The 22,146-nt window shown below is 62.5% G+C and carries 25 protein-coding genes and 1 tRNA gene; 12 read left to right on the top strand and 14 right to left on the bottom strand.

Annotated elements, in window-relative coordinates:
- Nucleotides 1–3 precede the first annotated feature (3 nt).
- The 6 genes from SU48_RS00655 (at nucleotide 4) to SU48_RS00680 (ending at nucleotide 5,504) form a co-directional block, all read left to right on the top strand.
- On the top strand, nucleotides 4–699 hold the full coding sequence (locus tag SU48_RS00655; RefSeq protein WP_064013561.1) for a hypothetical protein: 696 nt from the start codon (nucleotides 4–6) through the stop codon (nucleotides 697–699).
- Nucleotides 700–738: 39 nt separating this feature from the next.
- Nucleotides 739–1,326 carry an MOSC domain-containing protein gene (locus SU48_RS00660; protein ID WP_064013562.1) on the top strand — a complete coding sequence of 196 codons (588 nt, stop codon included), beginning with the start codon at nucleotides 739–741 and terminating at the stop codon, nucleotides 1,324–1,326.
- Between the two features lie 52 nt (nucleotides 1,327–1,378).
- The gene (locus tag SU48_RS00665) at nucleotides 1,379–1,972 is read left to right on the top strand and encodes a YqhA family protein (RefSeq protein WP_331710193.1); all 594 of its coding nucleotides are present in this window, start codon (nucleotides 1,379–1,381) and stop codon (nucleotides 1,970–1,972) included.
- Nucleotides 1,973–2,013: 41 nt separating this feature from the next.
- Complete coding sequence (locus tag SU48_RS00670) at nucleotides 2,014–2,700, top strand: tRNA (adenine(22)-N(1))-methyltransferase TrmK (protein WP_064015756.1); 687 nt, start codon at nucleotides 2,014–2,016, stop codon at nucleotides 2,698–2,700.
- Nucleotides 2,701–3,027: 327 nt separating this feature from the next.
- Nucleotides 3,028–3,597 (top strand): GNAT family N-acetyltransferase, encoded by a 570-nt coding sequence (locus SU48_RS00675; protein ID WP_064013564.1) that lies wholly within the window; start codon nucleotides 3,028–3,030, stop codon nucleotides 3,595–3,597.
- Nucleotides 3,598–3,797: 200 nt separating this feature from the next.
- Nucleotides 3,798–5,504, top strand: coding sequence for a M3 family oligoendopeptidase (locus SU48_RS00680; protein WP_064013565.1), 1,707 nt, complete (start codon nucleotides 3,798–3,800; stop codon nucleotides 5,502–5,504).
- A gap of 72 nt (nucleotides 5,505–5,576) precedes the next feature.
- Here the strand turns inward: SU48_RS00680 and SU48_RS00685 are convergent, their stop codons facing one another.
- Nucleotides 5,577–6,578, bottom strand: a complete 1,002-nt coding sequence (locus SU48_RS00685) for a hypothetical protein (RefSeq protein WP_064013566.1) — start codon at nucleotides 6,576–6,578, stop codon at nucleotides 5,577–5,579.
- Between the two features lie 463 nt (nucleotides 6,579–7,041).
- Here SU48_RS00685 and SU48_RS00690 point away from each other — a divergent pair, with 463 nt between their 5' ends.
- Nucleotides 7,042–8,046 (top strand): GNAT family N-acetyltransferase, encoded by a 1,005-nt coding sequence (locus SU48_RS00690; protein WP_064013567.1) that lies wholly within the window; start codon nucleotides 7,042–7,044, stop codon nucleotides 8,044–8,046.
- 131 nt (nucleotides 8,047–8,177) lie between these two features.
- Here the strand turns inward: SU48_RS00690 and SU48_RS00695 are convergent, their stop codons facing one another.
- From SU48_RS00695 to lpdA, 4 genes are all read right to left on the bottom strand, one after another.
- Nucleotides 8,178–8,933 (bottom strand): hypothetical protein, encoded by a 756-nt coding sequence (locus tag SU48_RS00695; protein ID WP_064013568.1) that lies wholly within the window; start codon nucleotides 8,931–8,933, stop codon nucleotides 8,178–8,180.
- A gap of 40 nt (nucleotides 8,934–8,973) precedes the next feature.
- On the bottom strand, nucleotides 8,974–9,330 hold the full coding sequence (locus SU48_RS00700; RefSeq protein WP_064013569.1) for a hypothetical protein: 357 nt from the start codon (nucleotides 9,328–9,330) through the stop codon (nucleotides 8,974–8,976).
- Between the two features lie 126 nt (nucleotides 9,331–9,456).
- Nucleotides 9,457–9,533 (bottom strand) — tRNA-Arg (locus tag SU48_RS00705).
- A gap of 89 nt (nucleotides 9,534–9,622) precedes the next feature.
- Entirely contained in the window at nucleotides 9,623–11,014 is a 1,392-nt protein-coding gene (lpdA, locus tag SU48_RS00710; protein WP_064015757.1) for a dihydrolipoyl dehydrogenase, read from the bottom strand.
- A gap of 167 nt (nucleotides 11,015–11,181) precedes the next feature.
- Between lpdA and coaBC the strand changes: the two genes are divergently transcribed.
- Nucleotides 11,182–12,435, top strand: coding sequence for a bifunctional phosphopantothenoylcysteine decarboxylase/phosphopantothenate--cysteine ligase CoaBC (coaBC, locus tag SU48_RS00715; RefSeq protein ID WP_082869588.1), 1,254 nt, complete (start codon nucleotides 11,182–11,184; stop codon nucleotides 12,433–12,435).
- Nucleotides 12,436–12,485: 50 nt separating this feature from the next.
- Nucleotides 12,486–12,947 carry an arginine repressor gene (gene argR / locus SU48_RS00720; protein ID WP_064013570.1) on the top strand — a complete coding sequence of 154 codons (462 nt, stop codon included), beginning with the start codon at nucleotides 12,486–12,488 and terminating at the stop codon, nucleotides 12,945–12,947.
- Nucleotides 12,948–13,007: 60 nt separating this feature from the next.
- Here the strand turns inward: argR and SU48_RS00725 are convergent, their stop codons facing one another.
- From SU48_RS00725 to SU48_RS00760, 9 genes are all read right to left on the bottom strand, one after another.
- The gene (locus tag SU48_RS00725; RefSeq protein ID WP_064015759.1) at nucleotides 13,008–14,597 is read right to left on the bottom strand and encodes a sensor histidine kinase; all 1,590 of its coding nucleotides are present in this window, start codon (nucleotides 14,595–14,597) and stop codon (nucleotides 13,008–13,010) included.
- Between the two features lie 111 nt (nucleotides 14,598–14,708).
- Nucleotides 14,709–15,386 carry a response regulator transcription factor gene (locus tag SU48_RS00730; protein ID WP_010887388.1) on the bottom strand — a complete coding sequence of 226 codons (678 nt, stop codon included), beginning with the start codon at nucleotides 15,384–15,386 and terminating at the stop codon, nucleotides 14,709–14,711.
- Between the two features lie 45 nt (nucleotides 15,387–15,431).
- Complete coding sequence (locus SU48_RS00735; protein ID WP_064013571.1) at nucleotides 15,432–16,043, bottom strand: adenylate/guanylate cyclase domain-containing protein; 612 nt, start codon at nucleotides 16,041–16,043, stop codon at nucleotides 15,432–15,434.
- 279 nt (nucleotides 16,044–16,322) lie between these two features.
- A complete protein-coding gene (locus SU48_RS00740) occupies nucleotides 16,323–16,775 on the bottom strand; it encodes a hypothetical protein (protein WP_064013572.1) in 453 nt (150 codons plus the stop codon).
- 96 nt (nucleotides 16,776–16,871) lie between these two features.
- The gene (locus tag SU48_RS00745) at nucleotides 16,872–17,174 is read right to left on the bottom strand and encodes a hypothetical protein (protein WP_231881651.1); all 303 of its coding nucleotides are present in this window, start codon (nucleotides 17,172–17,174) and stop codon (nucleotides 16,872–16,874) included.
- Nucleotides 17,171–18,058, bottom strand: a complete 888-nt coding sequence (mqnP, locus tag SU48_RS00750; RefSeq protein ID WP_064013574.1) for a menaquinone biosynthesis prenyltransferase MqnP — start codon at nucleotides 18,056–18,058, stop codon at nucleotides 17,171–17,173. The genes SU48_RS00745 and mqnP overlap by 4 nt, the downstream gene beginning before the upstream one ends.
- A 219-nt stretch (nucleotides 18,059–18,277) precedes the next feature.
- Nucleotides 18,278–18,457: a hypothetical protein gene (locus tag SU48_RS14015; protein ID WP_157451032.1), complete on the bottom strand. Its 180-nt coding sequence runs from the start codon at nucleotides 18,455–18,457 to the stop codon at nucleotides 18,278–18,280.
- A 61-nt stretch (nucleotides 18,458–18,518) separates the two neighbouring features.
- Nucleotides 18,519–18,899 (bottom strand): hypothetical protein, encoded by a 381-nt coding sequence (locus tag SU48_RS00755; RefSeq protein WP_064013575.1) that lies wholly within the window; start codon nucleotides 18,897–18,899, stop codon nucleotides 18,519–18,521.
- 10 nt (nucleotides 18,900–18,909) lie between these two features.
- On the bottom strand, nucleotides 18,910–19,227 hold the full coding sequence (locus SU48_RS00760) for a winged helix-turn-helix domain-containing protein (RefSeq protein WP_064013576.1): 318 nt from the start codon (nucleotides 19,225–19,227) through the stop codon (nucleotides 18,910–18,912).
- Nucleotides 19,228–19,393: 166 nt separating this feature from the next.
- Between SU48_RS00760 and SU48_RS00765 the strand changes: the two genes are divergently transcribed.
- The 3 genes from SU48_RS00765 to SU48_RS00775 all read left to right on the top strand — a co-directional run bounded on the left by SU48_RS00765 (nucleotide 19,394) and on the right by SU48_RS00775 (nucleotide 22,145).
- Nucleotides 19,394–20,902, top strand: a complete 1,509-nt coding sequence (locus tag SU48_RS00765; protein WP_197474659.1) for an NADP-dependent isocitrate dehydrogenase — start codon at nucleotides 19,394–19,396, stop codon at nucleotides 20,900–20,902.
- Nucleotides 20,903–21,117: 215 nt separating this feature from the next.
- Nucleotides 21,118–21,765 (top strand): carbonic anhydrase, encoded by a 648-nt coding sequence (locus SU48_RS00770; protein ID WP_231881705.1) that lies wholly within the window; start codon nucleotides 21,118–21,120, stop codon nucleotides 21,763–21,765.
- Nucleotides 21,762–22,145: a hypothetical protein gene (locus tag SU48_RS00775; RefSeq protein ID WP_064013577.1), complete on the top strand. Its 384-nt coding sequence runs from the start codon at nucleotides 21,762–21,764 to the stop codon at nucleotides 22,143–22,145. Before SU48_RS00770 ends, SU48_RS00775 begins: the two co-directional genes overlap by 4 nt.
- Nucleotide 22,146: the final 1 nt, after the last annotated feature.

The following is a 22,146-nucleotide window of genomic DNA, read 5'->3' on the forward strand; positions in this document are numbered from 1 at the left end:
GCCATGCGCCGCCCCGTTGCCCGGAGTTTGCTCGCTTTGGCCCTCGCTCTGCCTGCTTTTGCCGTTGCTGGCGGTTCGGGCGGCCCACGCTCGGATGGAACTTTTCCTGCTGGGCAAGTCTTGGCCCGACTCGCGCAGCCTGCGGTCACGCTAGAAGGTGTTCGGGCGTTCAAATGGAACGACATCACTGGAATACGGGTGCGGGCAGGCGGCGCGGTGCGGGTGTTTCCGGCGTGGCGTAGCATCGGCAACCCGACGTTTTGGCCCACGCTTCAGGCCGCCGACCTGACCGGAGACGGCAGGCCCGAAGTGCTGGCGCAACTGATGGTGGACGAGGGCACGGGCTACGCCATCTTCGATGCCCGTGTGCTGGCCCTGCCCGACGCGCTAAACGGGGAACTGTGGGAACTGAACGTAGCCGAGCCGCTGAACGCCATCCGCGCCCGCGTCACCTTTGCCCCCGGTGCCGTCATCGTGGGCGGCGTGCGGCACACGCTGGACTTGCCCGAAGGTGCGCCCGCCGTGCCGTCCCGCATAGGCGACCAACTGCGCTGGAGCGTGCGTGGGGGTCGTCTGGTGGCCGAAGCGACGGTGCAGCAGGACTGGGCTTTTTCGGGCACCCTGCTGCTGATTTACCGTGTGCAGGGCGGCAATCTTGTGCCGGAGCGCGTAGAATACGACGCCCGTATTCAGGACTGAACGGGAGTTGGCCCGCCTTAACCCCGCTAGCATGGCTCCATGCTCACCATGCAGGAACTCAGACGCAGCTTGCCCCGGCCCGGACGGGTGGACTGGATCGGCCTCCGCGAAGGCCGCCGCCTGCCTGTTCAGAGTGTGCAGCACGCCGAAGCCCATCCGCTCGTGGGCCTGCTGGGCGATCACGGCAAAACCGCGCCGGGTCGTTTGCGGGCCATTTCGGGCGAGGCCATTCCGTTTGAGACTGGAGAGGAAGTGCCGCCGTACCTCCCGCCGCCCGCCGCCTCATCGGGTTGGACTGGCCCCGGCAAACGCCAAGTCACGCTTATTCAGGCCGAACACTTGCCCGTGATCGCGGCTTTGGCGGGCGTGCAAACCGTGACCCCCGAAGAAATGCGGCGCAATATCGTCGTCAGCGGCTTGTCGGTGCTGGCCCTCAAGGACGCCCGCTTTCAGCTTGGAGAGGTGATTTTGGAAGGCACGGGCGAATGCCACCCCTGCTCGCGCATGGAAGAGACCTTTGGGGCGGGCGGCTACAACGCGGTGCGCGGGCACGGCGGCATCACAGCGCGGGTAGTGCGGGGCGGCCTGATCCGGGTAGGCGACGCGCTGACCGTGTTGCCCGATTGACCGTCTTGCCCGGTGGCCCCCTTATCGCAGCCGACCCCGTATGCTGGAACGTGTGAGTCAGCGCCGTTCTTCCCCCAGCCATGTCCGGGCCACTGCCATCCAGCGGGCCTTCGGGTTTTCGCGCCTGATCGTCGAAATCGGCGTGTTGAGTGCGCTCGCCTTCAGTCTGGCGCTGTTCGTGGCCGCCATCGTGCAGGCCTACGTCAGCATCACCGAGGCTTTTGCGCGGCTGGGCCAGGAAGACACCACCAAGCACCTGATGATCGCGGCTGTGGAGCAGACCGATACGCTGCTGGTGGCGATGGCGTTATTGATCATCAGCCTCGGCATGCAGTCGCTGTTTATCGGCGGCATCAAAAATGTGCCCGAATGGTTGCACATCCGCACTTTCGAAGACCTGAAGCAAAAGCTGCTGGGCATCGTCATCACGGCCATCGCCGTCGACTTTTTTTCGGTGGCGCTGGAATGGACGGGCGGCTACGACGTGCTGATCTACGGGGCAGCCGTGGCCGCCATGATCCTGTCTATCGGCGTGTATTCGGTCATTTTGTCGCGCCAGAGCGAGCGGCATCAGGTCGGTGACCACACAGAGGGGGAGCAGCACAGTTCAGGCCCCTTGGCCGAAGATGAGGGCGCGGCACGGTGACGCCACAGGTCACGAAGCCAACTCTTTCGACGCCGGAAACGGTGCGGCGGTTCGTTCGGCTGGACGAGCGCCTAGAAGCTGTCTTGGCGCTTCTGGACACAGACACGCACGCCGACATAGGTTCCGATCATGCCAAGTTACCCCTGCGCCTGATCCAGACCGGGCGGGCGCGGCGCTGCATCGTCATAGAACTCAATCCCGGCCCGCTGGCGTTGGCGCGGCGCAATGTGGCCCGTGCCGGACTGGCAGACTACATCGAGATCCGCGCAGGCGACGGCTTTGCACCCCTGCACCCCGCTGAGGCCGACAGCGCCAGCATTACGGGCATGGGCGCGGGCACCATCGCGGTCATTTTGCGGCGGGCAGAGGTAGGGGTCTTGCCGCCTACGCTGGTGCTGCAGCCCAACGATAATCCGGCCCCCATTCGCGTGTGGGCGCAGCAATCGGGCTATCACCTGACTCACGAGCGCCTGATAGACGGCTACTGGCCGTATCCGGTGCTGCGTCTACTGAGGCATCCCGGCCCCGATCCGGCCTATTCGGGCCTGCCGCACACCGCCGCCCTGCGCTACGGCCCCCACCTGCTGCGCGAAGCTGGGCCGCTGCTGGCTGCCCGCATCCGCGCCGACGTGCTGCGCCTGACCCCACTGGCCGCACCGGGCCGCACCGCACAACTGGAACTGGACGCCGCACAGGACGCGCTACAGGTCATCGGACGCCGTGTCTGAACACGAAATAAAAAACCCGCCTTGTGGCGGCGGTTGGCTTAACTTGATTGAACAGAGTATAGCGCGGTATGCAGGGCCAGTCAAGCTATGCAGGTCGATCCGAGAAACTGCGTACTGGACGGCGTTGAGTTAGAGGACAAAGAACCTGCAATTTTCAGCATCAACCTCGCCCCAGTCTCTGCCAGTTCACTTTGTAGCCCACAACAAAAAATCCGCCTTCTGGCGGCGGTGGCTGCATTTGGTTGAACACTGAACTTGATTGACAACAAGATAGCGCGGTATGCACCGCAAGTCAATCTATGCAGCCGGGTTCTTTAAGCTGGGGCTATGCGGCACGCCCTGACCTTGACTGAAGGCAACCTGACCTTGCGGCCCCTGACGCCTGCCGGCATTCCCGTTCTCCTAGCCCTGACCCGCGCCACAGCCGATGAATGGGCCTTGATGGGCAGCCAGCCCACCGAAGAAGCCTATTTTCAGGCCGCGCTGGACGCGCCCGATGCCCTGCCGTTCGTGCTGGAAGTGAACGGAGACGTGATGGGCGGAACGCGCTTAGGCGGCTTAAGTCAGGCCCACCGCGCCGCCGAAATTGGCTGGACATTCCTTAGACCCGCCCTGCACGGTACGGGGGCCAACCGCCGCATGAAACTGCTGCTGCTCACTTACGCCTTTGGGGGCCTCTGGGACGGCCTCGGCTGCGTGCGTGTGCAACTCAGAACCGACGCCCGCAACGTCCGTAGTCAGCGGGCCATAGAAAAACTGGGAGCGGTGCGCGAAGGCGTGTTGCGCTCGCATATGATCACGGCCAGCGGCTATCTGCGCGACACGGTGATGTATTCCATCACGCGGGAGGAGTGGCCGGGGGTGCGGGCGGGGTTGGGCGGCGGTGATGTGGCGTAGGGGGTATTTTGTCTAAGGGTCAAGGATCTAAGTAGCGCGGTGTGTTCCGCTCCCTCTCCCTTGAGGGGGGAGGGCTGGGGAGGGGGTGGTGAGCGAAGCGATTGCCCTCCCTCGACCCTCAGACCCGCCCCCGCTGTCGGTCATTTGGCCTATGCCTACCCCATGCCCGCCCGCTACACTCTGCCGCTACACTGGGGGCCATGACCGCACAACTAGAGGCTGTGGAACGCATTCTGGCCGTTCCCGAAGACCAAACCCGCTGGGACACCTTCGCGCCGCGCTATCAGGCGTTGCAGGACGCCGACCTGACCGCGGACGGCGTTCCCGCATGGCTGGCCCAGTGGAGCGCCGTAGACGCCGATCTGACGCAGGCCCGCTCCAAACTGTCCACGCACGCCGACCTGCACACCGATGACGAGGCGATTCAGGCGCGGTTTCAGGCGTTCGTGCAAGACGTGATTCCCGGCGTGCAACGGGCCGAGCAAGCCCTGACCGAAAAGCTGCTGGCCGTGCCCGGTTACGTGCCCGCCCCCGATTTTGCCCTGAATTACCGCCGATTCCGCGACGCCGCCGCCCTGTTCCGTGAGGCGAACGTGGAACTGGGCACCACGCACGAGCAGCAGATGTCGCGGCATGGGGTCATTACGGGCAACCAGACCGTGACGTTGGACGGTGAAAGCGTGACCGTGCCTCAGGCCAAAGCCCGGCTGGACGACCCAGACCGCGCCGCCCGCGAAAGCGCTTGGCAGGCACTGGCCGCCAGCAATCTGGCCGTGGCCCCCGACCTCGACGCGCTGATGCTGGAACTGATCGCCACGCGCCAGCAACTCGCCCGCAACGCCGATTTGGGCAATTTCCGCGACTATATGTGGAAGCGCCTTGACCGCGTGGACTACACGCCCGCCGACTGCACCGCCTTCCATGAAGCCGTGCGGGAAGAAGTGGTGCCGCTGACGACCCGCATGATGGCCGACATTGCCGCCACATTGGGCCTCGATACCGTGCGCCCTTGGGATTACAACCGCAACAACTTGCTTGATCCGCAAGGCCGCGCACCGCTGAAGCCCTTTACCACAGGCGCAGAGTTGGAGGAGTTGGCCCAAGCCGCCTTCGACTCGCTGGACGCCGACCTGGGCGCACGTTTCCGCTCTATGCGCGGCGGCTTGCTTGACCTAGAATCACGGCCCGGTAAAATGGCGCACGCCTACTGCGAGTACTACCCCGTGGAAAATCAACCTTTCGTGCTGATGAACGTGGTGGGCACGGGCGAAGACGTGCGCGTGCTGTTTCACGAAGTCGGGCACGCCTTCCACGGCTTTTACAGCGGCGACGCGCAACCGCTGCTCTGGAACCGCTGGAGTCCGATTGAATTCGTAGAAATTCCTAGCATGGCGATGGAATTCTTGACGCTCGATCATCTGGGCCATGCCCTGACGCCCGACGAACTGACCCGCTACCGCGCCAAGCAGCTGGAAGGCGTGGTGGCCTTTTTGCCGTGGGCCGCGCAGATGGACGCTTTTCAGCACTGGCTCTACGCCGAAGCCCCCGCCGACCTGACCATTGCCGATTTGGATAACAAGTGGCTGGAACTTGACCGTACCTTCCACCCCTTCATCAACTGGGACGGACTGGACGAAGGCATTCGGGCCAAGGGCTGGCAGTATTACCACATCTTCCGTGCGCCGTTTTATTACATCGAATACGCTATGTGTTATCTCGCGGCGGTGGGCATTTGGCAGGGGGCGCGGCTTGACCCGGCGGCGGCCCTCACCAACTACAAAACCGCCCTGCGCCTAGGCAGCACGGCCCCCAACCCGGAGTTGTACCGTGCAGCGGGTGTGGAATTCCGCTTTGACCGCGAGTACATCAAAGGGCTGATGGCCTTTTTGGGCGAACAGTTGGCGTAAGCAGGGGAGAGCTAAGCAGGCCGCTGAGCAATCCAGTCTCAGCGGCCTGCTGATTGGTTGTGTTCGACTCTCTCAGCGTTTCAATTCGCCCCGATAAGCAAAGTCCCGATCTTTGCCTTCCAGTTGCAGATTGAATTGCTGGCTTGTGGTTTTGGCCCCATGTGAGCCGTCTACTCTGGCGTACAGGCTGCCATCGGCGCGGCGCAATTCTCCATCCCAGCTGACATAAATAGGAACCGCCTGAGCCTGAAACTTGATGCCTGAGGCAAAAGCCTTGGCGGTCAGCGTCAGTGGCTCATCGTTCACGCGGGCTTCCCCGGTCACGTGGTATTCGGATTCAGAAATCCAAGTGGCGTTGGCCTTCAGCCACAGCGATTTGGGGGCGGTACCCAGTTGCCACTTCACACCGCCGACTTGTTGGTACTTCAACACGCCTGCGTCGGTGTTGAGGATGCTGCCCAAAATAGGAAGGCGGGTGTCGTCGGGGGCATTTGCGTCCACCTGCGCCGTGATTTGCCCGTCGGAGAGGCGCACCGTTCCCAGCGTCTTGCCCGTGAAGGTTAGCGTCTCTCCCTTCAGGCTCAGATCAACCCGCTGGCAATCTCCAGTCTCTACCGCGTTCCTCAGCGTTCCGTCGGCGCGGCGCAGTTCGATTACGCCGTCATCGTAGGCCAGTGCTGCCCCGCCGTCGGGGAGCGTTAGGGCGTCGTTGCTGATGCCGTTATCGTTCCCGCCAGAGCATTTGAAAGTATGTTGAGCCTTCCCGTCTATGGCTTGACCTGTGACATTGGACGTAAAGAGAGAGCGTCTCACTTTGTAGACACCTTGCCAGATCGAGTCCTCAACAGCAAACCACTGCTTATCAGATGACCAATACGTGTAAGTGTCCTTCGGTAGAGTCGCCAGAAGCGTGTTGACGGCGGGATGAAGGGGCACAAGCTGCCGCGTGCGTGTGTTGATGATGGTGTCGTCGGACAGCAGCGCCAGCGTTGTGTCGGCATTGAAGCTTCGGAGGGAGGCGGGCAGCACCCAGCGGTCTGTTTCAGCCAAGGTTAGGGGGTCACGCTCAATCATGACCCATTGAGTGTTCGCATACCCATCAGACAACAGTCGGGCAGGAGTAGTGTCTGTTGCTGCCCGAAAAACAAAATCATCTTGAGCCAATGGAACTTCCTTCAGCACTTGCCCCGTTTGACTCTCAATGGCGAGGAGGCGTGAAGCTTTGTTGCCCTCACTCCGGGTCACATACAGCCGTCCATCCCCTTGGGTTTCAAGGGAATATCCCACGGCAGGCGTCAGCATTCCGCGCCATTCGCCGTGTAGGGCGGCTTCTCCCTCTGGAATCTTCAGGATTTCGGGTGGGGCAGGCCGTCAGCAGGCACAGGCAGGCGGTGATCGGAAAGAGCAAACGCTTCATGAAGGCATCTTAACGGAGTGTGCTGACCAGCCGTGCTGCATATGTGCATCGTCACAATCAGTTTAAGCACTCCGCCAGTTTGCCGATGCATTCTTGACCCTTTTGGGCACACACTGGAGCATGACGGCAACTGAGCTACAAGTAGAGACATTCGACAAGGCCACGGCGTCCCCGCAGGAGCGGCTGGCAGCGGCAGACCTTATTTTGGCCTGCTATGCGGCGGCCTACCCCGAAGACCCACCGTTGGTGCGGGATCAGGTGGCCGCTACATTGGGCGATCATCTGCCCGATGAGGTGGTGTTGCCCTCTCTGGTGCGCGTGGGCGGGCAGGTGATCGGCTGGGCCAAACTGGAATTCAGCCTGACGCAGAATTTGCACGCCGCACACGCCAACATCATGGTTCACCCCGACCACCGCCGCGCTGGAGTGGGCCGCGCTTTGGCTGCCACCATGGAGCAGCAAGCCCGTCAACAGGGGCGGCGCATCGTGACCTTCATGACCTCTGACCGCGTGCCTGCCGCCCATGCCTTTGCCGACAGCTTGGGCGGAGAAGCGGCCCTGCCCATGCGCCAGAGCCAGTTGGTGGTGGCCGACGTCAGCGCCGAACTGCTTGAGCGCTGGTGCACCCGCCCCGAAGCTGACCCCTACCGACTGCACGTCTGGACGACCCTTCCCGAAGAATATCTGGCCCGCGCCGCCGACCTGATGGGCGTGATGAACAGCGCGCCACGCGGGGAGTTGGACGTGGAAGACTGGACATTTACGCCCGAGATGATCCGGGGCTGGGAAAAAATGATGGCGAAGGAGGGTGAACTCTGCCTGACGCTGGCCGCCGAAGACACGGCCACAGGCACGCTAGCTGGATACACGCAACTGTTCTGGCATCCTCAGCGGGCCAGCATTGCCTATCAGGGGGCAACCGCCGTGCGGCCAGAGTACCGGGGCGCGGGCCTCGGCAAATGGCTGAAAGCCGCCGCCCTGCGCCAGTTGCCCGCCCAGTGCCCTGGCACCCGCTTTATTCGCACCAACAACGCCGACGTGAACGCCGCCATGCTCGCCATCAATGTGCAGATGGGCTTTCTGCCCTACGCCGCCGTGACCGAGTGGCAGCTCAAGCTGGACTAACTTTTAGAGCAGTTGTCCGAATGGAAGCGTCAGAAAAAAGCTCCTGACGCTTCCATTCTCCCGAATCCTCGTTCAATTCACTCACTCTGTTCGGTCAACAGCAAACGACTCTTTTGACAAATGCTCTAGGCTCAGTTTCCCGATTGAACCTGCTCGAAGCGCAGGCGTGCGCCGCACTGGACGAATCCGGCGCGGCGCACGTTGCGTTCACTGCCGGAACCGGGGGTCACGTTCACGCTGGCAAAGTCTGCCCCGTGCTGCGCGGCCAGATGCAGGCGGGCAGCCAACAGCGCCGATTGCACGCCCCGCTTGCGCTGCTCTGGCAAGGTGGCTCCGCTAAACAGCATCGCCACGCCTAGTTCTGTGCCCATCAGGCCTACGCCCGCAGGCTGATCGTCCAGCCGCGCCAGCACCCGTTTGACGTTGGGCAACGAGGCATTGATCCGCATAATGGCCTCGCTGCCCGGCCCGAAGGCTCGGCAGGCCACGTCAATCCAGAGTTCGGGCGGCGCGTCCTGCACGGCGATAGCGGGCAAAGGAGGCAGATCGGTCAGGGGGTGCAGATACACATGCAAGATTTGCGTCAGCACGAAGCCTGCTCCGGTCAAGGCAGCCAGGGTTTCAGCGTTGACGTCGCTGAAGGCCTGCACACTGGGCCGCACGCCCCTCACCCTGAAAAAGTCGGCGGTGGCCCGGAAATCTTCGGCAGTCGGTGTGACGTCTGGTGCGAGGGTCGCAATATTCACGGGCAACTCGGCCCCCGAAAAAATAGCTGTGACCGGGCCAAAGCTGGCCTGAACCTGTGCATAGGCCTGCAAACCTACGGCCTCTGCCTGTGCGATTCGGGCCAACTGATTTTCCAGCACGGGCCGTTGCTCAGGTGTCATGGCCTCAGCATACGGGCCAGCGTGCTGGGTTGAAGGAAGCTCAGGCGTCTGGGTCAGCGTCCCATTGGGTCAGGCTGTACGCCGTCAGTACCGTGGCCGCCAGCCCCGCAAAATAGGCTTTTTCTTTGGTTCCGCTCATTGCGCCCAGCACCGCAGGCAGTGCCAGCAGGGCCGGGGCGCTTGCCAGTTCAATCTTCCCGTGAACCGGAAAAGGGATGGTGCGCCGCAGTCCCAGCGGGAAATCGGTCAGCGCCGTGACCACCAGATAGGTTCCGGCAAAGAGGGCCGAAGCGCGGCGGGCGGCAGGGTTCAGGCCCAGCAGGGGAGGCGCGGCCAGCATCAGGGCGCAGGCGGCGTAGTCGACGATTCCGTGGCGGCGCGGCGTGAGGGGTTTCATGCACCCTAGCATCCCGGCCCCAGTTCAAGGCCAGATGGCGGTTGGCTAAAAGGGTCTTCAGGGCAAGTTCTGGCACAGATCATCAACGAACAACCCCGACGCTTGGCCGGGGTGTTCTTTATTGCTTGGCGCACTCGACTGGAGTCGAACCAGTGGCCTGCCCCTTAGGAGGGGGCCGCTCTATCCATCTGAGCTACGAGTGCCTACGTAGCGGCACAGAGTATAGCAAGGCCGCTGCAACAGGCAAAAGCGCCAGATTCACGCTGACGCTTTTGCTCCGTGAGGCTATTTCTCAGCGGTTCATGATGTGAATCGCCTGCTTATGCACCGCTTCCGCCGCTTCCAGCACGCTTTCGCCCAAGGTGGGGTGCGCGTGGATGGTCAGGGCGATGTCGGTGGCGGTGGCCGCCATTTCTAGGGCCAAGCCCGCCTCGCCCAGCAAATCGGAGGCGTGCGGCCCCACGATATGCACACCCAACAGCAGATCGGAGTCGGCCTCGACCACCATTTTCACGAAGCCATCGGTCTGCTGGAGCGTCATGGCGCGGCCCGACGCACTGAGCGGGAAGGTTCCGGTTTTAACCTTGTAGCCCTTGTCTTTGGCTTCCTGCTCGGTCAGGCCTACCCAAGCGAGTTCGGGGCTGGTGTACACCACGCCGGGAATCGCTACGGCGTCTTGTGCGGCGGGTTTTCCGGCGATCACTTCGGCGGCCACCAAGCCTTCTTTCATGGCCTTGTGCGCCAGCATGGGATTTCCGGCCACGTCGCCCACCGAGTAGATGTGCGGAATGTTGGTGCGCTGCTGCAAGTCGGCGGGAATAAAGCCCCGATCCGTCACGTGTACGCCAGCGGCAGCCATGTTCAGCCCATCGGTGCGCGGGCGGCGGCCCACAGCCACCAGCACGCGGTCAAAGACCTCGGTGCGCTTCTCGCCGGTCTTCACGCTTTCCAGTTCCACGTGAATGCCGTCGGCCTTTTTCTCCGCTTTGTTGGCCTTCGTCTGCGTCTCTATTTTGATGCCCTGCTTGGTCATGGACTTGGCAAATTCCTTCACCGCGTCGGCGTCGGCCCCCGGAATCACGTTAGGCAGGAACTCGATGACTTTTACGGCGCTGCCCATGTTGTTGTACACATGCGAGAACTCGAAGCCGATGACGCCGCCGCCCACGCACAGCATCCGGGCGGGTACGGGGTCAGGCATCACCAGTGCGCCCGTGGAATCCACAATTTCGACCTGATCCACGTCCAGCCCGGGCAGTTTGGCGGGTTCGCTGCCCGTGGCAATAATGAAGCTGCCCGCCGTGTAGGTCTTGTCGCCTACTTTCACGGTGTGGGCGTCCACAAAGCTGGCTTCCCCGATCAGGTGCGTAATTTTGTTGGCCTTGAACAAGGCACCCACGCCGCCCGTCAGCTTCTTCACGATGCCGTCTTTCCAGCCGTTCAGCTTGGCAATATCCATCTTCTGCTCGCCAAAGGTCAGGCCAAAGTCAGCGGCGTGGCGGGCCGCTGCGATCTGCTCACCGGCGTGCAGCAGGGCTTTGGTGGGAATGCAGCCCACGTTCAGGCACACGCCGCCCACTGCTTCGCGCTCGGCGCACGCCACCCGCAATCCAAGCTGCGCGGCGCGAATGGCCGCGTGATATCCGCCGGGGCCAGCGCCGATCACCAACACGTCAAAATCCATGCCGGAAGAACCCTGATTCGTCATGGCCGTAGTCTAGCGTTCCCCCGCCCGCCGACTGTCCCTCTGACCCGCCCAGCCGGACGCGGAGTATTTACACTTACAACTGGTGAATGGCAGCCAGAGGACATCCTGAAGCCCAGGTTGGCTGCATCCCCTAAACTAGTCCCGTGAATCCCGACGTTTCTGCACCTGCCCTGCCCACCGTGTTGGTCATCGTGGGGGGCAGCATGGCGGCGGTCAAGGCTCCATCGGTGCTGCGGCGCTTGCGGGAGCGCGGGGCGCGGGTGCAGGTCATCGCCACCCGTGCGGCACTAGAATTTATTACGCCCCTGAGTTTGTCCACTGCTGCCGACACCGCCGTCGCCACCGACGAAACATGGTTCGAGTCTCGCCCAGACGCCCAACACCTTGCTTTGGCGCGGGCCGATGCGGTGGTGATCGTAGGTGCTTCAGCCGATCTGCTGGCGCGGGCGGCGGGCGGACATGGGGCCGATCTGGCCGCCGCTACGTTGCTCAGCGTGCGCGGCCACGTGCTGTGGGTTCCGGCCATGAACGAGCAAATGTGGCGGCATCCGGCGGTGCACGCCAACGCCGCCACGTTGCGCGGCTGGGGCCATCAGTTTTTGGGGCCAGAAGTGGGCGCATTCGGCTCGCGGGGAGAGGGTGTGGGGCTGGGGCGCATGGCCGAACCGGAAGATATTGCAGCGGCGGCGTTGGCCTTACTCGCGCCCGCCGTGCCGCAAGACCTCGCGGGTGTGCGGGTGGTCGTCTCGGCTGGCCCCACCCGCGAATACCTCGATCCGGTGCGCTTTATCTCCAATCCCAGCAGCGGCAAGATGGGCTTTGCGGTGGCGCAGGAGGCCCAGTCACGCGGCGCAGAAGTGACGCTGGTCACGGGGCCAGTGACCCTGCCCGATCCAGCGGGCGTGCGGGTGGTACGAATAGAAACCGCGCTAGAGATGAAAGCTGCCGTAGACGAAGCTGCCCAAACCGCCGGAATCGTGGTCATGACCGCCGCCATCGCCGACTACCGAGCCGCCACCCCAGCAAGTGAAAAGCAGGCCAAAGTCGCGGGCGACGTGAGCATTCACCTGACGCCCAATCCGGACATTCTAGCTGGGCTAGGGGCCGAACAGCCCCACCACCCAGAGCGCGTGCTGGTGGGGTTTGCCATGGAAACCCACGCGGGCGTGGAGCGGGCGGCCCTGAAAGCCCAGCGCAAAAATGCAGATTTTATTCTGCTGAATTACCCCACCCGCGAAGGCACAGCTTTTGGTGGAGACGACAACCAAGTGACCCTCGTCCGCCCCGACGCCACCTTCGAAGATTGGCCCCGCATCAGCAAGCGAGAAGTGGCCCGGAAACTGTTGGACGAAGCAGTAAGCATCAGGCGATCAAAGTCTTTTCCTACTCACCACTAACCACTTCCCGCCTTGTTGCATTATTCACCGCATATGCATACTATTGCAGGGTGCTCAGCAAGGATCAGCGCCAAAAGCGCATTCAGGACATCATCGCCCGCGAGAGTGTTTCCACGCAGGCGGATCTCGTCGCACGGCTGCGGGCCGACGGCGTGCATGTCACTCAGGCCACCGTCAGCCGCGACATCAACGAACTCCGGCTGGTGCGTCTGCCCATCGGCAAGGGCCGCCACCGCTATGCTCTGGCGCAGGTAGCAGGGCATGGCAACGTAGAAGAAGAACTGGCCCGTCTGTTCCAAAACTTCGTGCATGACGTAGACCGGGGCGAAAATGTGCTGGTCATCCGTACCGCCGACGGCCACGCCACCGGGGTCGCCCTGCTGTTAGATCGCCTGCGCCGAGACGACATCGTGGGCACCATCGCCGGAGAAGACACCATTTTCGTGGTGGCCCGCACGATTGCCGAGGGCGAGGAATTGATGGAAGAGTTGAATGCGCTGATGATCGGTTAGATCGTGGGTGTGGATCGTGGTTTGACCTTGACCACGATCCACACTCGTATTTCCCCAGTTTTAAGGCACATCCTCTTCACTCAAATCCGGCACGTTCCCAATCGGCACCTGTACATGGGCCACCGTGCCCACGCCCACTTCACTTTCTATCCAAATTCGCCCGCCGTGCGCGTCCACGATGCCCTTGGCGATGCTGAGGCCGAGGCCCGCGCCGCCCTGATCCCGGCTGCGGCTGTCCTCTACGCGGTAAAAGCGGTCGAAGAGGCGTTGCAGATGCTCGGGCGCAATGCCGGGGCCGTCGTCGCGGACGCTCAGGCGCACCTCTCTGGTTTTGCCTCCCACCACGTCCTGCGGCGTACTTTCCAGCGTAATCGTGGTGGCTCCGGCCTTCAGCGCGTTGCCCACCAGATTGATGATGACCTGCTTCATGCGGTCTGGGTCGCCCTCGAAGGGAACATCTTCGCCTGTGGTGGTCAGCACGGTGTTCTGGGCCTGTGCCAACGGGGCGAGTTCGCGGGCCACATCGGCCAAGAACAGGCTGGACAAGATCGGCTGATGCGTGAGCGTGAGTGCGCCGCTGTCGGAGCGGGCCAGTTGCAGCAGGCTGGCGATCAGGTTGGTCAGGCGTTCGGATTCGCTGCGAATAATATTCAGGCTTTCCTGCTGCTGCCCGCTGGGGCTGGTGCGCCGCAGCAGGTAGCTGGCGTGCCCGCTGATGGCCGTTACCGGGGTTCTCAGTTCGTGGCTGGCATCCGAAGTAAAACGGCGCTGGGCCTCGAAGGAGCTTTCCAAGCGCCCCAGCATGGCATTCAGCGCCTGTGCCAAAGCCTGTACCTCGTCGCCGGTGGCGGGTTCGGGTACGCGCTCAGCGAGGTTCTGGCCGCCAATGCGTTCGGCGGCCCGCTGTACCAGACGCAGGGGACGCATGGCCTGCCCCGCCAGCAGATAGGAACCCGCCCCAGCAGTCACGAGTCCCACCAAGAACAGCAGCAGAATCACGCTTCTCAGTTGCGCCAGCGTAAACGTGAGCGTGGACAGGTCGCGGCCTACATAGGTAATCGCAAAAGTCTCGCGGGCCGTACCGAAAGCGTTGTTTTCCAGCAAGACCGGAGCCAGCGTGACCAGTACCCGCATAGACACGGGATCGTCGAACTGCTTCTTGACTTGCTGGGTCAGAATCATCTGTCGTCCGGGAGAGGAGATCAGGCGTACCAATTCGGCGTCCGACAGACGAATGGGAGCGCTGGGGTCTACGCCCACGCTCTGGCGGGTGCCGTCAGCCAACGCGCGAATGATGGTTAACAGTTGGGTGCGGGCTTGCTCAGACTTAGCCCGCGTAAACTCTGCAGTCAAGCTGTCCTGATCATAGAAGGACAACTGTTCTATCTGAATGGCCGAGTTGGGGAAAAAGTAGCGGGCAGGCCTCAGCAGCACACCCGCGCTCCCATTCTCCCCGTTCCCGCTGGCTGCCGATTCCAGTTCGATCTGGCTATAAATGGTGGTGAACTGGCGGTAGGTGTCCTGCAACTCCCGATCCATCCCGCTGATGAGGTTGGTTCTCATCATCAGCAGGGTGGCAAAAGCAACGCCTGTCAGGAGGACGGCCAAGAGCGCCGTATAGAACAGCGTCAAGCGCCAGCGCAGGGTCACGCCGCCCACCTATATCTGTACAGACAGGCAGGGCAGCGGCAAAGGGCAGAGAACATCACGCCGCCCACTCTACCGCGCCCCGGTGTGAGGCCGATTCAGCCTGATTGCGGCTTATTCTTCGCGCAGCACGTAGCCCACGCCGCGCACGGTATGAATCAGGCGTCGCTCTCCGCCCTCTTCCAACTTGCGGCGCAGGTAGCCGATATATACGTCCACGACGTTGCTGCCGCCCGTATATTCCGGCCAGACCTTCTCTTCGATTTCGAAGCGGCTGAACACTTTGCCGGGGTTGCGGGCCAGCAGTTCCAGTAACTCAAATTCTTTGGCACTCAGTTCCACACGCCGTCCACCCCGGAAAATTTCGCGGCCATCGAGATTCATGACCAAGTCGGCCACGCGTACTTCTCCGGTCACGGCAGGATTCACGCGGCGCAGGTGGGCACGCACGCGGGCCAGCAGTTCCTCAATAGAAAAAGGCTTGATCAGGTAGTCGTCCGCGCCGCTGTCCAGCCCCTCCACCTTGTCCTGAATGCCGTCTTTGGCGGTCAGAATAATGATGGGGGTGTTGCTGGTCTTGCGAATGCGGCGGGCCACTTCCAGACCGTCCAGCACGGGCAGCATCAGATCCAGAATCACGAGATCGGGGTTGACTTCACGGAATTTTGACAGACCCGTCACGCCGTCGAACGCCACCTCTGTCGCGTAGCCTTCGGCGGCGAGTTCGAGTTCGATAAAGCGGGCGATGTCTTTCTCATCTTCAATCACGAGAACCAGCGGCTTGCGTTCCATAGGGTCAGTCTAGGGAGCGTTCTCATGAGAAGCCGCGCCGTGTGCTTAACCAGCTTTCATGTGGCCGTGCGAGTGCTGCTCTGGCTGGGGCCTCAGCTGCGCCGTGAAGGCCACGCATTCAGTATTAAATCCGTGCAGGGAAGGCAGGGTGCGGGGCGTGTAACTGACCTGCCGCAAGTGATCCATTTTGGACGCGCCGCCGCACACCAGCGTCTCACCGGGATGGGCGGCGCTGCACAGGCGGCAGGCATAGTTGACGGGCAGGCCGTAGGCGCTAGGTTGCCCGCCCACCATGCCCGTGATGACCTGACCCACCGCGACCCCGCTGCGAACCTGCAGAGTCACGCCCAACATGGCCGCCAACGACAGGCGCGCCGATCTCTCATGCGCCTCAAGGGCCGCCGTGATGCCTGCGCTCACGTGTTGCTCATCCCAGAGCGCCAGAACCGCGTCGCCCTGATGTTGCAGCACCTGTCCGCCCCGCGCCTCGAAACTGAGGATCAGTACCTGGACAAATTCGGCCATGAGCGAGGTGTAGTGATCTAGCGGCAAAAGGTGCGCTAGGCGCGTGCTGCCTACCAGATCCACCATGACCAAACAAGCCAGTTGCGAGGGCGTGGCCTGAGCGGGAAGGGGAAACAGCAAGTCAGTGGGCATAGGGATAGCTTGATGATGCCTCAGCCTTCTCCTCACGTAAAGCCCATGTCCTGTTCATCTCATCTCTATTCAGAAGCTTGTCAGAAAGCTCTCATTCAATTTCTGCCTCTCGAGGCCACCCAGGAGGGCGGGAGCGCCGCTCACCCACTGCTGGGTCAGCAGAAGGCCAGCACAAGAGCTTTACTGACTCACCAGTATATACCAGAGGGTAAAGAAACTCTTTATTTGTAAAAAATTTAACGCTAGGAAATGCTGATTGGTAGGTTCAGTCTCAGAGCTTCAGCGAAGCGAATCGTTCTCTACGGCGAACCCGTGCAGCAGCGGCAGTGTGCGGAAGGCCACCCAGTCTCCGGGGCGCACTTCGGGCAGAGGCGTAAAGCTGGACAGCACCAGCGGCAGCCGTGCCCGGACGACCCAAGAGCGGCGTGACACATCTAATACTTCGCCCACGCCTTCCAGCCCCGATATGCCGATCACGGTCAGTTCCTCACGTCCATCAGCGGGTTGAGGACGGAGATCGGTGGCGGCCAAGTCCAGAATGCCGTGCACCACCAGTTTGGCCGGGCCGGGGCGCACCGTGTAGGGGCCGCTGCGGTCAAACAGGTACAGCACGCGCCCGCCCGCCGAGAACTCCTGCAACGGGCTGCCTTCCCGCTGGGGGTAGACCTGACCTACCGCCGCCCACGCCGCATAGCGCGAGGCGAATTCGGTTTCAGAACTTTCCAGCGTCACGCGGTTTCCGGTGCAGAGGAAGTGGGCAAGAGGGCGGGAGAAACGGACATTGGCCGGAGTCTAGCGGGAGACCGGGGCCTCTGTCAGGTTTCCGGGTCAGTCTGCTTCTTCAGGCTCCAGCCACGCCAGCGTCGGGCGGTCTTCGCGGGGCACTGGGGGCGTGCCGTCGGGTAGGGCGTCCAGCAACGTATCGGCCCGCTCTAGGGCAAAGGTGCCCTCTACTTCACGCAGCATATGAATCATGACCAGCCCGCTCAGGCGCTCCAGATCGGCCCATGCGCGCGATCCGGCGGGGTGCAGGTCACGCTCGCGCAGCAATAAGGTGAGAGCGTGTCGCTCCTGGCCTTCTGCAAAAGCGGCCCTGATCTTGGCAGGAATGCTGACCCGTTCACCCCTCACCCGTTCAGCGTGCGCCACACCACATCCACGATGACGCCCGCCAGCATGGTGAGGGCCAACCACATATTCGCGTCGAAAAAGGCGACGTTGGCGCGGGTCAGGTCATTGGGGTTCACGATGCGGTGCTCGTACAGCAAAATGCCGCCCATAACGAGGGCCGCGACGTAATACCAACCGCTGGCCCCCACCGCCACACCGACTGCCAGCAACAGCAAAAAAGTGAGGGCGTGGCTGCCCGCTGCGATCTTGAGCGCACGCGGAATGCCGAAGCGCACCGGAATGCTCTTGACGTTGTTTCGGCGGTCAAAGTCGTAGTCCATCGTGGCGTAAATGACGTCTAGCCCGATCATCCAAAAAATGACGACGGCCCACAAGAGCCACGCGGGGGGCGCAAATTCGCCCGTGACCGCGATCCAACCGCCCGCTGCCGCCGCGCCGTCCGTGATGCCCAGCCACGCATGACACAGCCACGTGTACCGCTTGGTATAGGGGTAGCCGATCAGGAAGACAACGGCCAGCGGCATCAGCCACAGGCACAGCGGGTTCAGTTGGGCGGCGGCAAAGGCCATGACCACCAGACTAACCACCACCAGCGTCCACGCCTGCGCAGGCGTAATTTTGCCGCTGGGCACCTCGCGTCCCGCCGTGCGTGGGTTACGTGCATCGATGAAGCGGTCTATAACCCGGTTGGCCCCCATCGCCGCCGTGCGGGCCGACGCCATCGCCACCGTGACCCAAATCAGCACGCTCCAACCCGGCCAGCCTGTGCCGTTCACCGCCAAGCTTGCCAGCAGCATCCCCGCGTAGGCAAACGGCAGCGCAAAGACCGTGTGCTCAAATTTCACGAGGTCGAGGTAGGTCTTAACTTGGGCGGCGGCGTTCATACGCCAAACAGAATACGCCTCCGCTCTCATCTGATATAGATTCCGATTGAATCCCGCCTTGTTTGGGATTCAATTCGAGCAGAGCGAGCAGGAAAAAATAGGGATGCCGGGAAAGGGACGGACAGCCGGTGGGGTTCCCAGTTGTACAGGAATTGGACGGCATCCCTATGACCTGAGAGGGGCGTTACAGGCCCCGTTGGGGTGGGGCAGCGGCAGAGTTCAGCGGGGGTTGGGCAGTAAGGCTTTTGCCTCACTCAGCCGCTCTTTTTTCGGGCAGTTCATCCACTGGCTCGCCTGAGTCCAAATTAGGGTGTCGCTGGGGAACTGTTGCCACGCCGGAAGGCTGGGGTCAAGCAGGGTGTGTGGCCGGGCCAGCGGTTGCGGTGCAGACTCGCGCATAGGCCGCAGCCTGCGCCGAACGTGTCAGAGGGCCGTCAACCTGCTGTTGTACTTCTGCGGTTCAGCGCGTCTTCGGTTGCAGTACCAGCGCCTGAGTTTCCTTCACCACGCTCAGGCTCCGCAAGACGTCCTTGTCCAGATCTCCGGCTTGGGCCAGCGCCTCGGCCTTTTTGCGGTCAATTGTCGCCACTTCCAGCGCCGCCGCGTCTCCGAACACTTCCCGGAACCGTTCCACCGGATATTCCACCCGGCGCGAAATCTTCAGGCTGGCGCGGTACAGGTCAGTCTCGGCCTGCTCCCCCGTTTGCAGCGCCGCCTTGATCTGCACTCCCAGCGCTTCCTTTTCGGCTTCTAGCCCCAGCATGGTGTCGCGCAACATGGCGTAGCGCTCCAGCAGTTCGGCCAATGTGGGTTCTTGGGTGGGGTCGAGCGCGTCCATCATGGGCTTCAGATTACTGCGCCGGGTCAACCGGACTGGGTACGGGGGCCAAAAGCGCCAGCAGATCGCCCACGCTGCGGTGAGCCTCTAGGGGGTGGCGCAGGGCAAAAGCGGCGTTCACGGCGTAGCTGTTGCGGCGGCCCGTGCGTGTACGCGTCAGGGTTCCCGACTGCTCTAGGTCACGCACGATGCGCTGCACGGCCCGCTCGGTGATGCCCACTTCCAGCGCCACTTGCCGCAACGTCGCGTCGGGTTGACGTACCAGACACAGCAGCACATGTGTGTGGTTGGTCAGAAACGTCCAGTGGCTGGGGGGCGGGGTGAGGGTCATGGGTGGGGGCAACTAGGGTTCAGTCTAACTGGCCTCATTGCCATTGTTTCACCCCTCCTCCCTCAAGTCTGGACGAAGTACAAAATACGATATCCAATACGCGACAACTTTTTCGCTAGTATGAACGCAGGCAAGTCGCCCACTTCGTACCTAAGGAGATTCCCCCGTGCCTATTTCAGACGTAACTCAATCGCCCGCCCAACCTGTCGCCCAGCCTGCTTCCAGCCCCGCCCTCATTCCCATCGCCATTGCTCACGGCGACGGCATCGGCCCCGAAATCATGGCCGCCACCCTGCGAATTCTGCTGGCGGCAGGCGCACGCATAGACCCGCACGAGGTGGCGGTGGGGCAACAGGTGTACCTCGGCGGCGTGTCTTCGGGCGTGGCCCCCGATGCTTGGGAGACTCTGCGGCGGACTGGAGTGCTGCTGAAAGGCCCGATTACTACGCCACAAGGCGGCGGCTACAAAAGCGTGAACGTGACGCTCCGCAAGGCACTGGGCCTGTATGCCAACGTGCGGCCTGCACGGGCCTACGCGCCCTTCGTCGCCACCCACCATCCGGCGATGGACTTGGTGATCGTGCGTGAAAACGAAGAAGACCTGTACGCCGGAATCGAGCACCGCCAGACCGACGAGGTGTACCAGTGCCTGAAACTCGTGACCCGCGACGGCTGCGAGCGGGTGGTGCGCTACGCCTTCGAATATGCCCGCGCACACGGACGGCGCAAGGTCACGGCCATGACCAAAGACAACATCATGAAGCTCACCGACGGCCTGTTTCACCGGGTCTTCGATGAAGTGGCCGCCGAGTATCCTGACCTGCAAGCCGATCATATGATCGTGGACATCGGCGCGGCCCGCCTCGGCGCACGCCCTGAAACCTTCGACGTGATCGTGACCCTGAACCTGTACGGCGACATCCTGTCCGACATCGCCTCGGAAGTGTCGGGGTCGGTGGGACTGGGCGGCAGCGCCAATATCGGGGCGTCGGTGGCGATGTTCGAGGCGGTTCACGGCAGCGCGCCCGATCTGGCGGGCCAAGACAAGGCCAATCCCAGCGGCCTGCTGAACGCGGCGGCCCTGATGCTGACCCATATCGGGCAGGGCGAGGTGGCCCAGCGGATTCAGAATGCGTGGCTGTGTGCGCTGGAAGACGGCTTTCATACGGGTGACGTGGCGGGGCCGCACACCCTTCAGCACGTGGGCACGCAGGCCTTTGCCGACGCCGTGATCGAGCGCTTGGGCCGTCTGCCTCAGCACCTCCCCGCCGTGAGTGGCTTGGGCAATGCTCCGGCCATCCGTGTGCAGGTCAAGGCCCGCCCCCGCGCCGTCAAGCAGTTGGTGGGCACCGATGTATTTCTGGAATGGTGGGCGGCAGACCGCAATCCTGAAGTGTTGGGCCAGCAGCTACAGGGCGCGGCGGGAGAAGGCTGGCGGCTCGACATGATCTCCAACCGGGGCGTAAAAGTGTGGCCGCAGGGCCTGCCCGAAACTACCTGTGCCGATCACTGGCGTTGCCGGTTCATGTGGCAAGACCCGGCGCAACCGGTGGGCCACGCCGATGTGCTGGCGCTGCTGGCGCGGGTGTCGGCGGTAGGACTGGATTTCGTGAAGACCGAACACCTGTACACCTTTGACGGTCAGGCGGGATACACGGCGGGGCAGGGGCAATAGCCTGACCTTCCCTGACCTAACCAGCCGGATGCCAGACAACTGAGCAGTGGGGGGGCAGGTTCTCCGGCCTGACGTTCTAGGATGGCCGGGTGAGTGACCTGCCCGTTCCGCTGCCTGCTGTGTTGCCTGATGCGCTGCCGCCCACCGCCCCTTCCACCGATCCCCCCAGCGAACTGGAGCGCCGCATCGTGGACGCCGTGCGCCGGGGGGCCAGCATGGAAGACATCGCGGCCCTCAAAAACGCCGACGTGCAGACGCCGGAAGCGGCGATTCAGGCCCTTAAGGACGGCAACGCCCGCTTTTTTTCGGGGCAGGGCGGCAACCCGGACGTGGGGGCCAACCAGCGCCGCGCCCAGATCATGCGCCAGACGCCTTACGCGGCCATTTTGGCGTGCAGCGACAGCCGTGTACCTGTAGAACTGGTCTTCGATCAGGGCCTCGGGCAACTGTTCGTAGTGCGTGTGGCGGGCAACGTGGTGGGTGAATCGGGGCTGGGCACGCTGGAATACGCCATCAAGCATCTGGATATTCAGCTGATCATGGTGCTGGGCCACGAGGGCTGCGGCGCGGTGGCGGCGGCCCTGCTTCCCCCCGAAGTGGTGGCGCAGGAACCCGAACACTTGCGGAAACTGATCGAGAAAATCCAGCCCTGCGTGACCAATATGCCGCCCATCCGCGACAAGAAAGCCCGGATGCGTGAAGCCGTCCTGAACAACGTGCGCCATCAGGCCCATGTGCTGCGGCAGACGCCTTACGTGGCCGCCTCGGAAAAGTCAGGCCGAATCCGCGTGATCGGCGCGTTCTACGAAATCGGCTCCGGCGCAGTGGACTTCTTGACCGAAGAAGAAGACTTGCGGGTGTGAACGAACCCGAATTGACATTGGCCTTACGACTTGAACGCCTGAACCAGTTTATTGATCGTCTTGGCGCGGTTATTTCGGACGACATCAAAGTGCGTGTAGAGGTCGATTCGGTAATCGTTCAGCACCAATCGGCATATAGCCAGATGTTTTTTATAGCGAATGGGGCTGAAAAAGACATGGCACTCAGAATTTTGGATCAGATTCAGGTGCTTTACGCCGATCTCAACTCCGAGTACTGGCCGCAGCTTGGGCAGGCGCGACTGGAATACCGAGTTGTGTCTACCGCCGATGGCCTAGAGCTGGAATTCAGACTGCCCCAACCTCTTCGCTCTGCCCTAAACAGCAAAAACCCCCCGAACTGGGGGGCATTTACCTTCTGAA

Source organism: Deinococcus puniceus (assembly GCF_001644565.1).
In the GTDB taxonomy this organism is placed as follows: Bacteria; Deinococcota; Deinococci; order Deinococcales; family Deinococcaceae; genus Deinococcus; species Deinococcus puniceus.

Bases quoted from the DNA above. Each gene is read 5' to 3' on its own strand.
- SU48_RS00655 (WP_064013561.1), top strand. From the start codon at position 4: ATGCGCCGCCCCGTTGCCCGGAGTTTGCTCGCTTTGGCCCTCGCTCTG.
- SU48_RS00660 (WP_064013562.1), top strand. From the start codon at position 739: ATGCTCACCATGCAGGAACTCAGACGCAGCTTGCCCCGGCCCGGACGG.
- SU48_RS00675 (WP_064013564.1), top strand. From the start codon at position 3,028: ATGCGGCACGCCCTGACCTTGACTGAAGGCAACCTGACCTTGCGGCCC.
- SU48_RS00680 (WP_064013565.1), top strand. From the start codon at position 3,798: ATGACCGCACAACTAGAGGCTGTGGAACGCATTCTGGCCGTTCCCGAA.
- SU48_RS00685 (WP_064013566.1), bottom strand. From the start codon at position 6,578: ATGATTGAGCGTGACCCCCTAACCTTGGCTGAAACAGACCGCTGGGTG.
- SU48_RS00690 (WP_064013567.1), top strand. From the start codon at position 7,042: ATGACGGCAACTGAGCTACAAGTAGAGACATTCGACAAGGCCACGGCG.
- SU48_RS00695 (WP_064013568.1), bottom strand. From the start codon at position 8,933: ATGACACCTGAGCAACGGCCCGTGCTGGAAAATCAGTTGGCCCGAATC.
- SU48_RS00700 (WP_064013569.1), bottom strand. From the start codon at position 9,330: ATGAAACCCCTCACGCCGCGCCGCCACGGAATCGTCGACTACGCCGCC.
- lpdA (WP_064015757.1), bottom strand. From the start codon at position 11,014: ATGGATTTTGACGTGTTGGTGATCGGCGCTGGCCCCGGCGGATATCAC.
- SU48_RS00730 (WP_010887388.1), bottom strand. From the start codon at position 15,386: ATGGAACGCAAGCCGCTGGTTCTCGTGATTGAAGATGAGAAAGACATC.
- SU48_RS00735 (WP_064013571.1), bottom strand. From the start codon at position 16,043: ATGCCCACTGACTTGCTGTTTCCCCTTCCCGCTCAGGCCACGCCCTCG.
- mqnP (WP_064013574.1), bottom strand. From the start codon at position 18,058: ATGAACGCCGCCGCCCAAGTTAAGACCTACCTCGACCTCGTGAAATTT.
- SU48_RS14015 (WP_157451032.1), bottom strand. From the start codon at position 18,457: ATGCGCGAGTCTGCACCGCAACCGCTGGCCCGGCCACACACCCTGCTT.
- SU48_RS00755 (WP_064013575.1), bottom strand. From the start codon at position 18,899: ATGATGGACGCGCTCGACCCCACCCAAGAACCCACATTGGCCGAACTG.
- SU48_RS00760 (WP_064013576.1), bottom strand. From the start codon at position 19,227: ATGACCCTCACCCCGCCCCCCAGCCACTGGACGTTTCTGACCAACCAC.
- SU48_RS00770 (WP_231881705.1), top strand. From the start codon at position 21,118: ATGGAAGACATCGCGGCCCTCAAAAACGCCGACGTGCAGACGCCGGAA.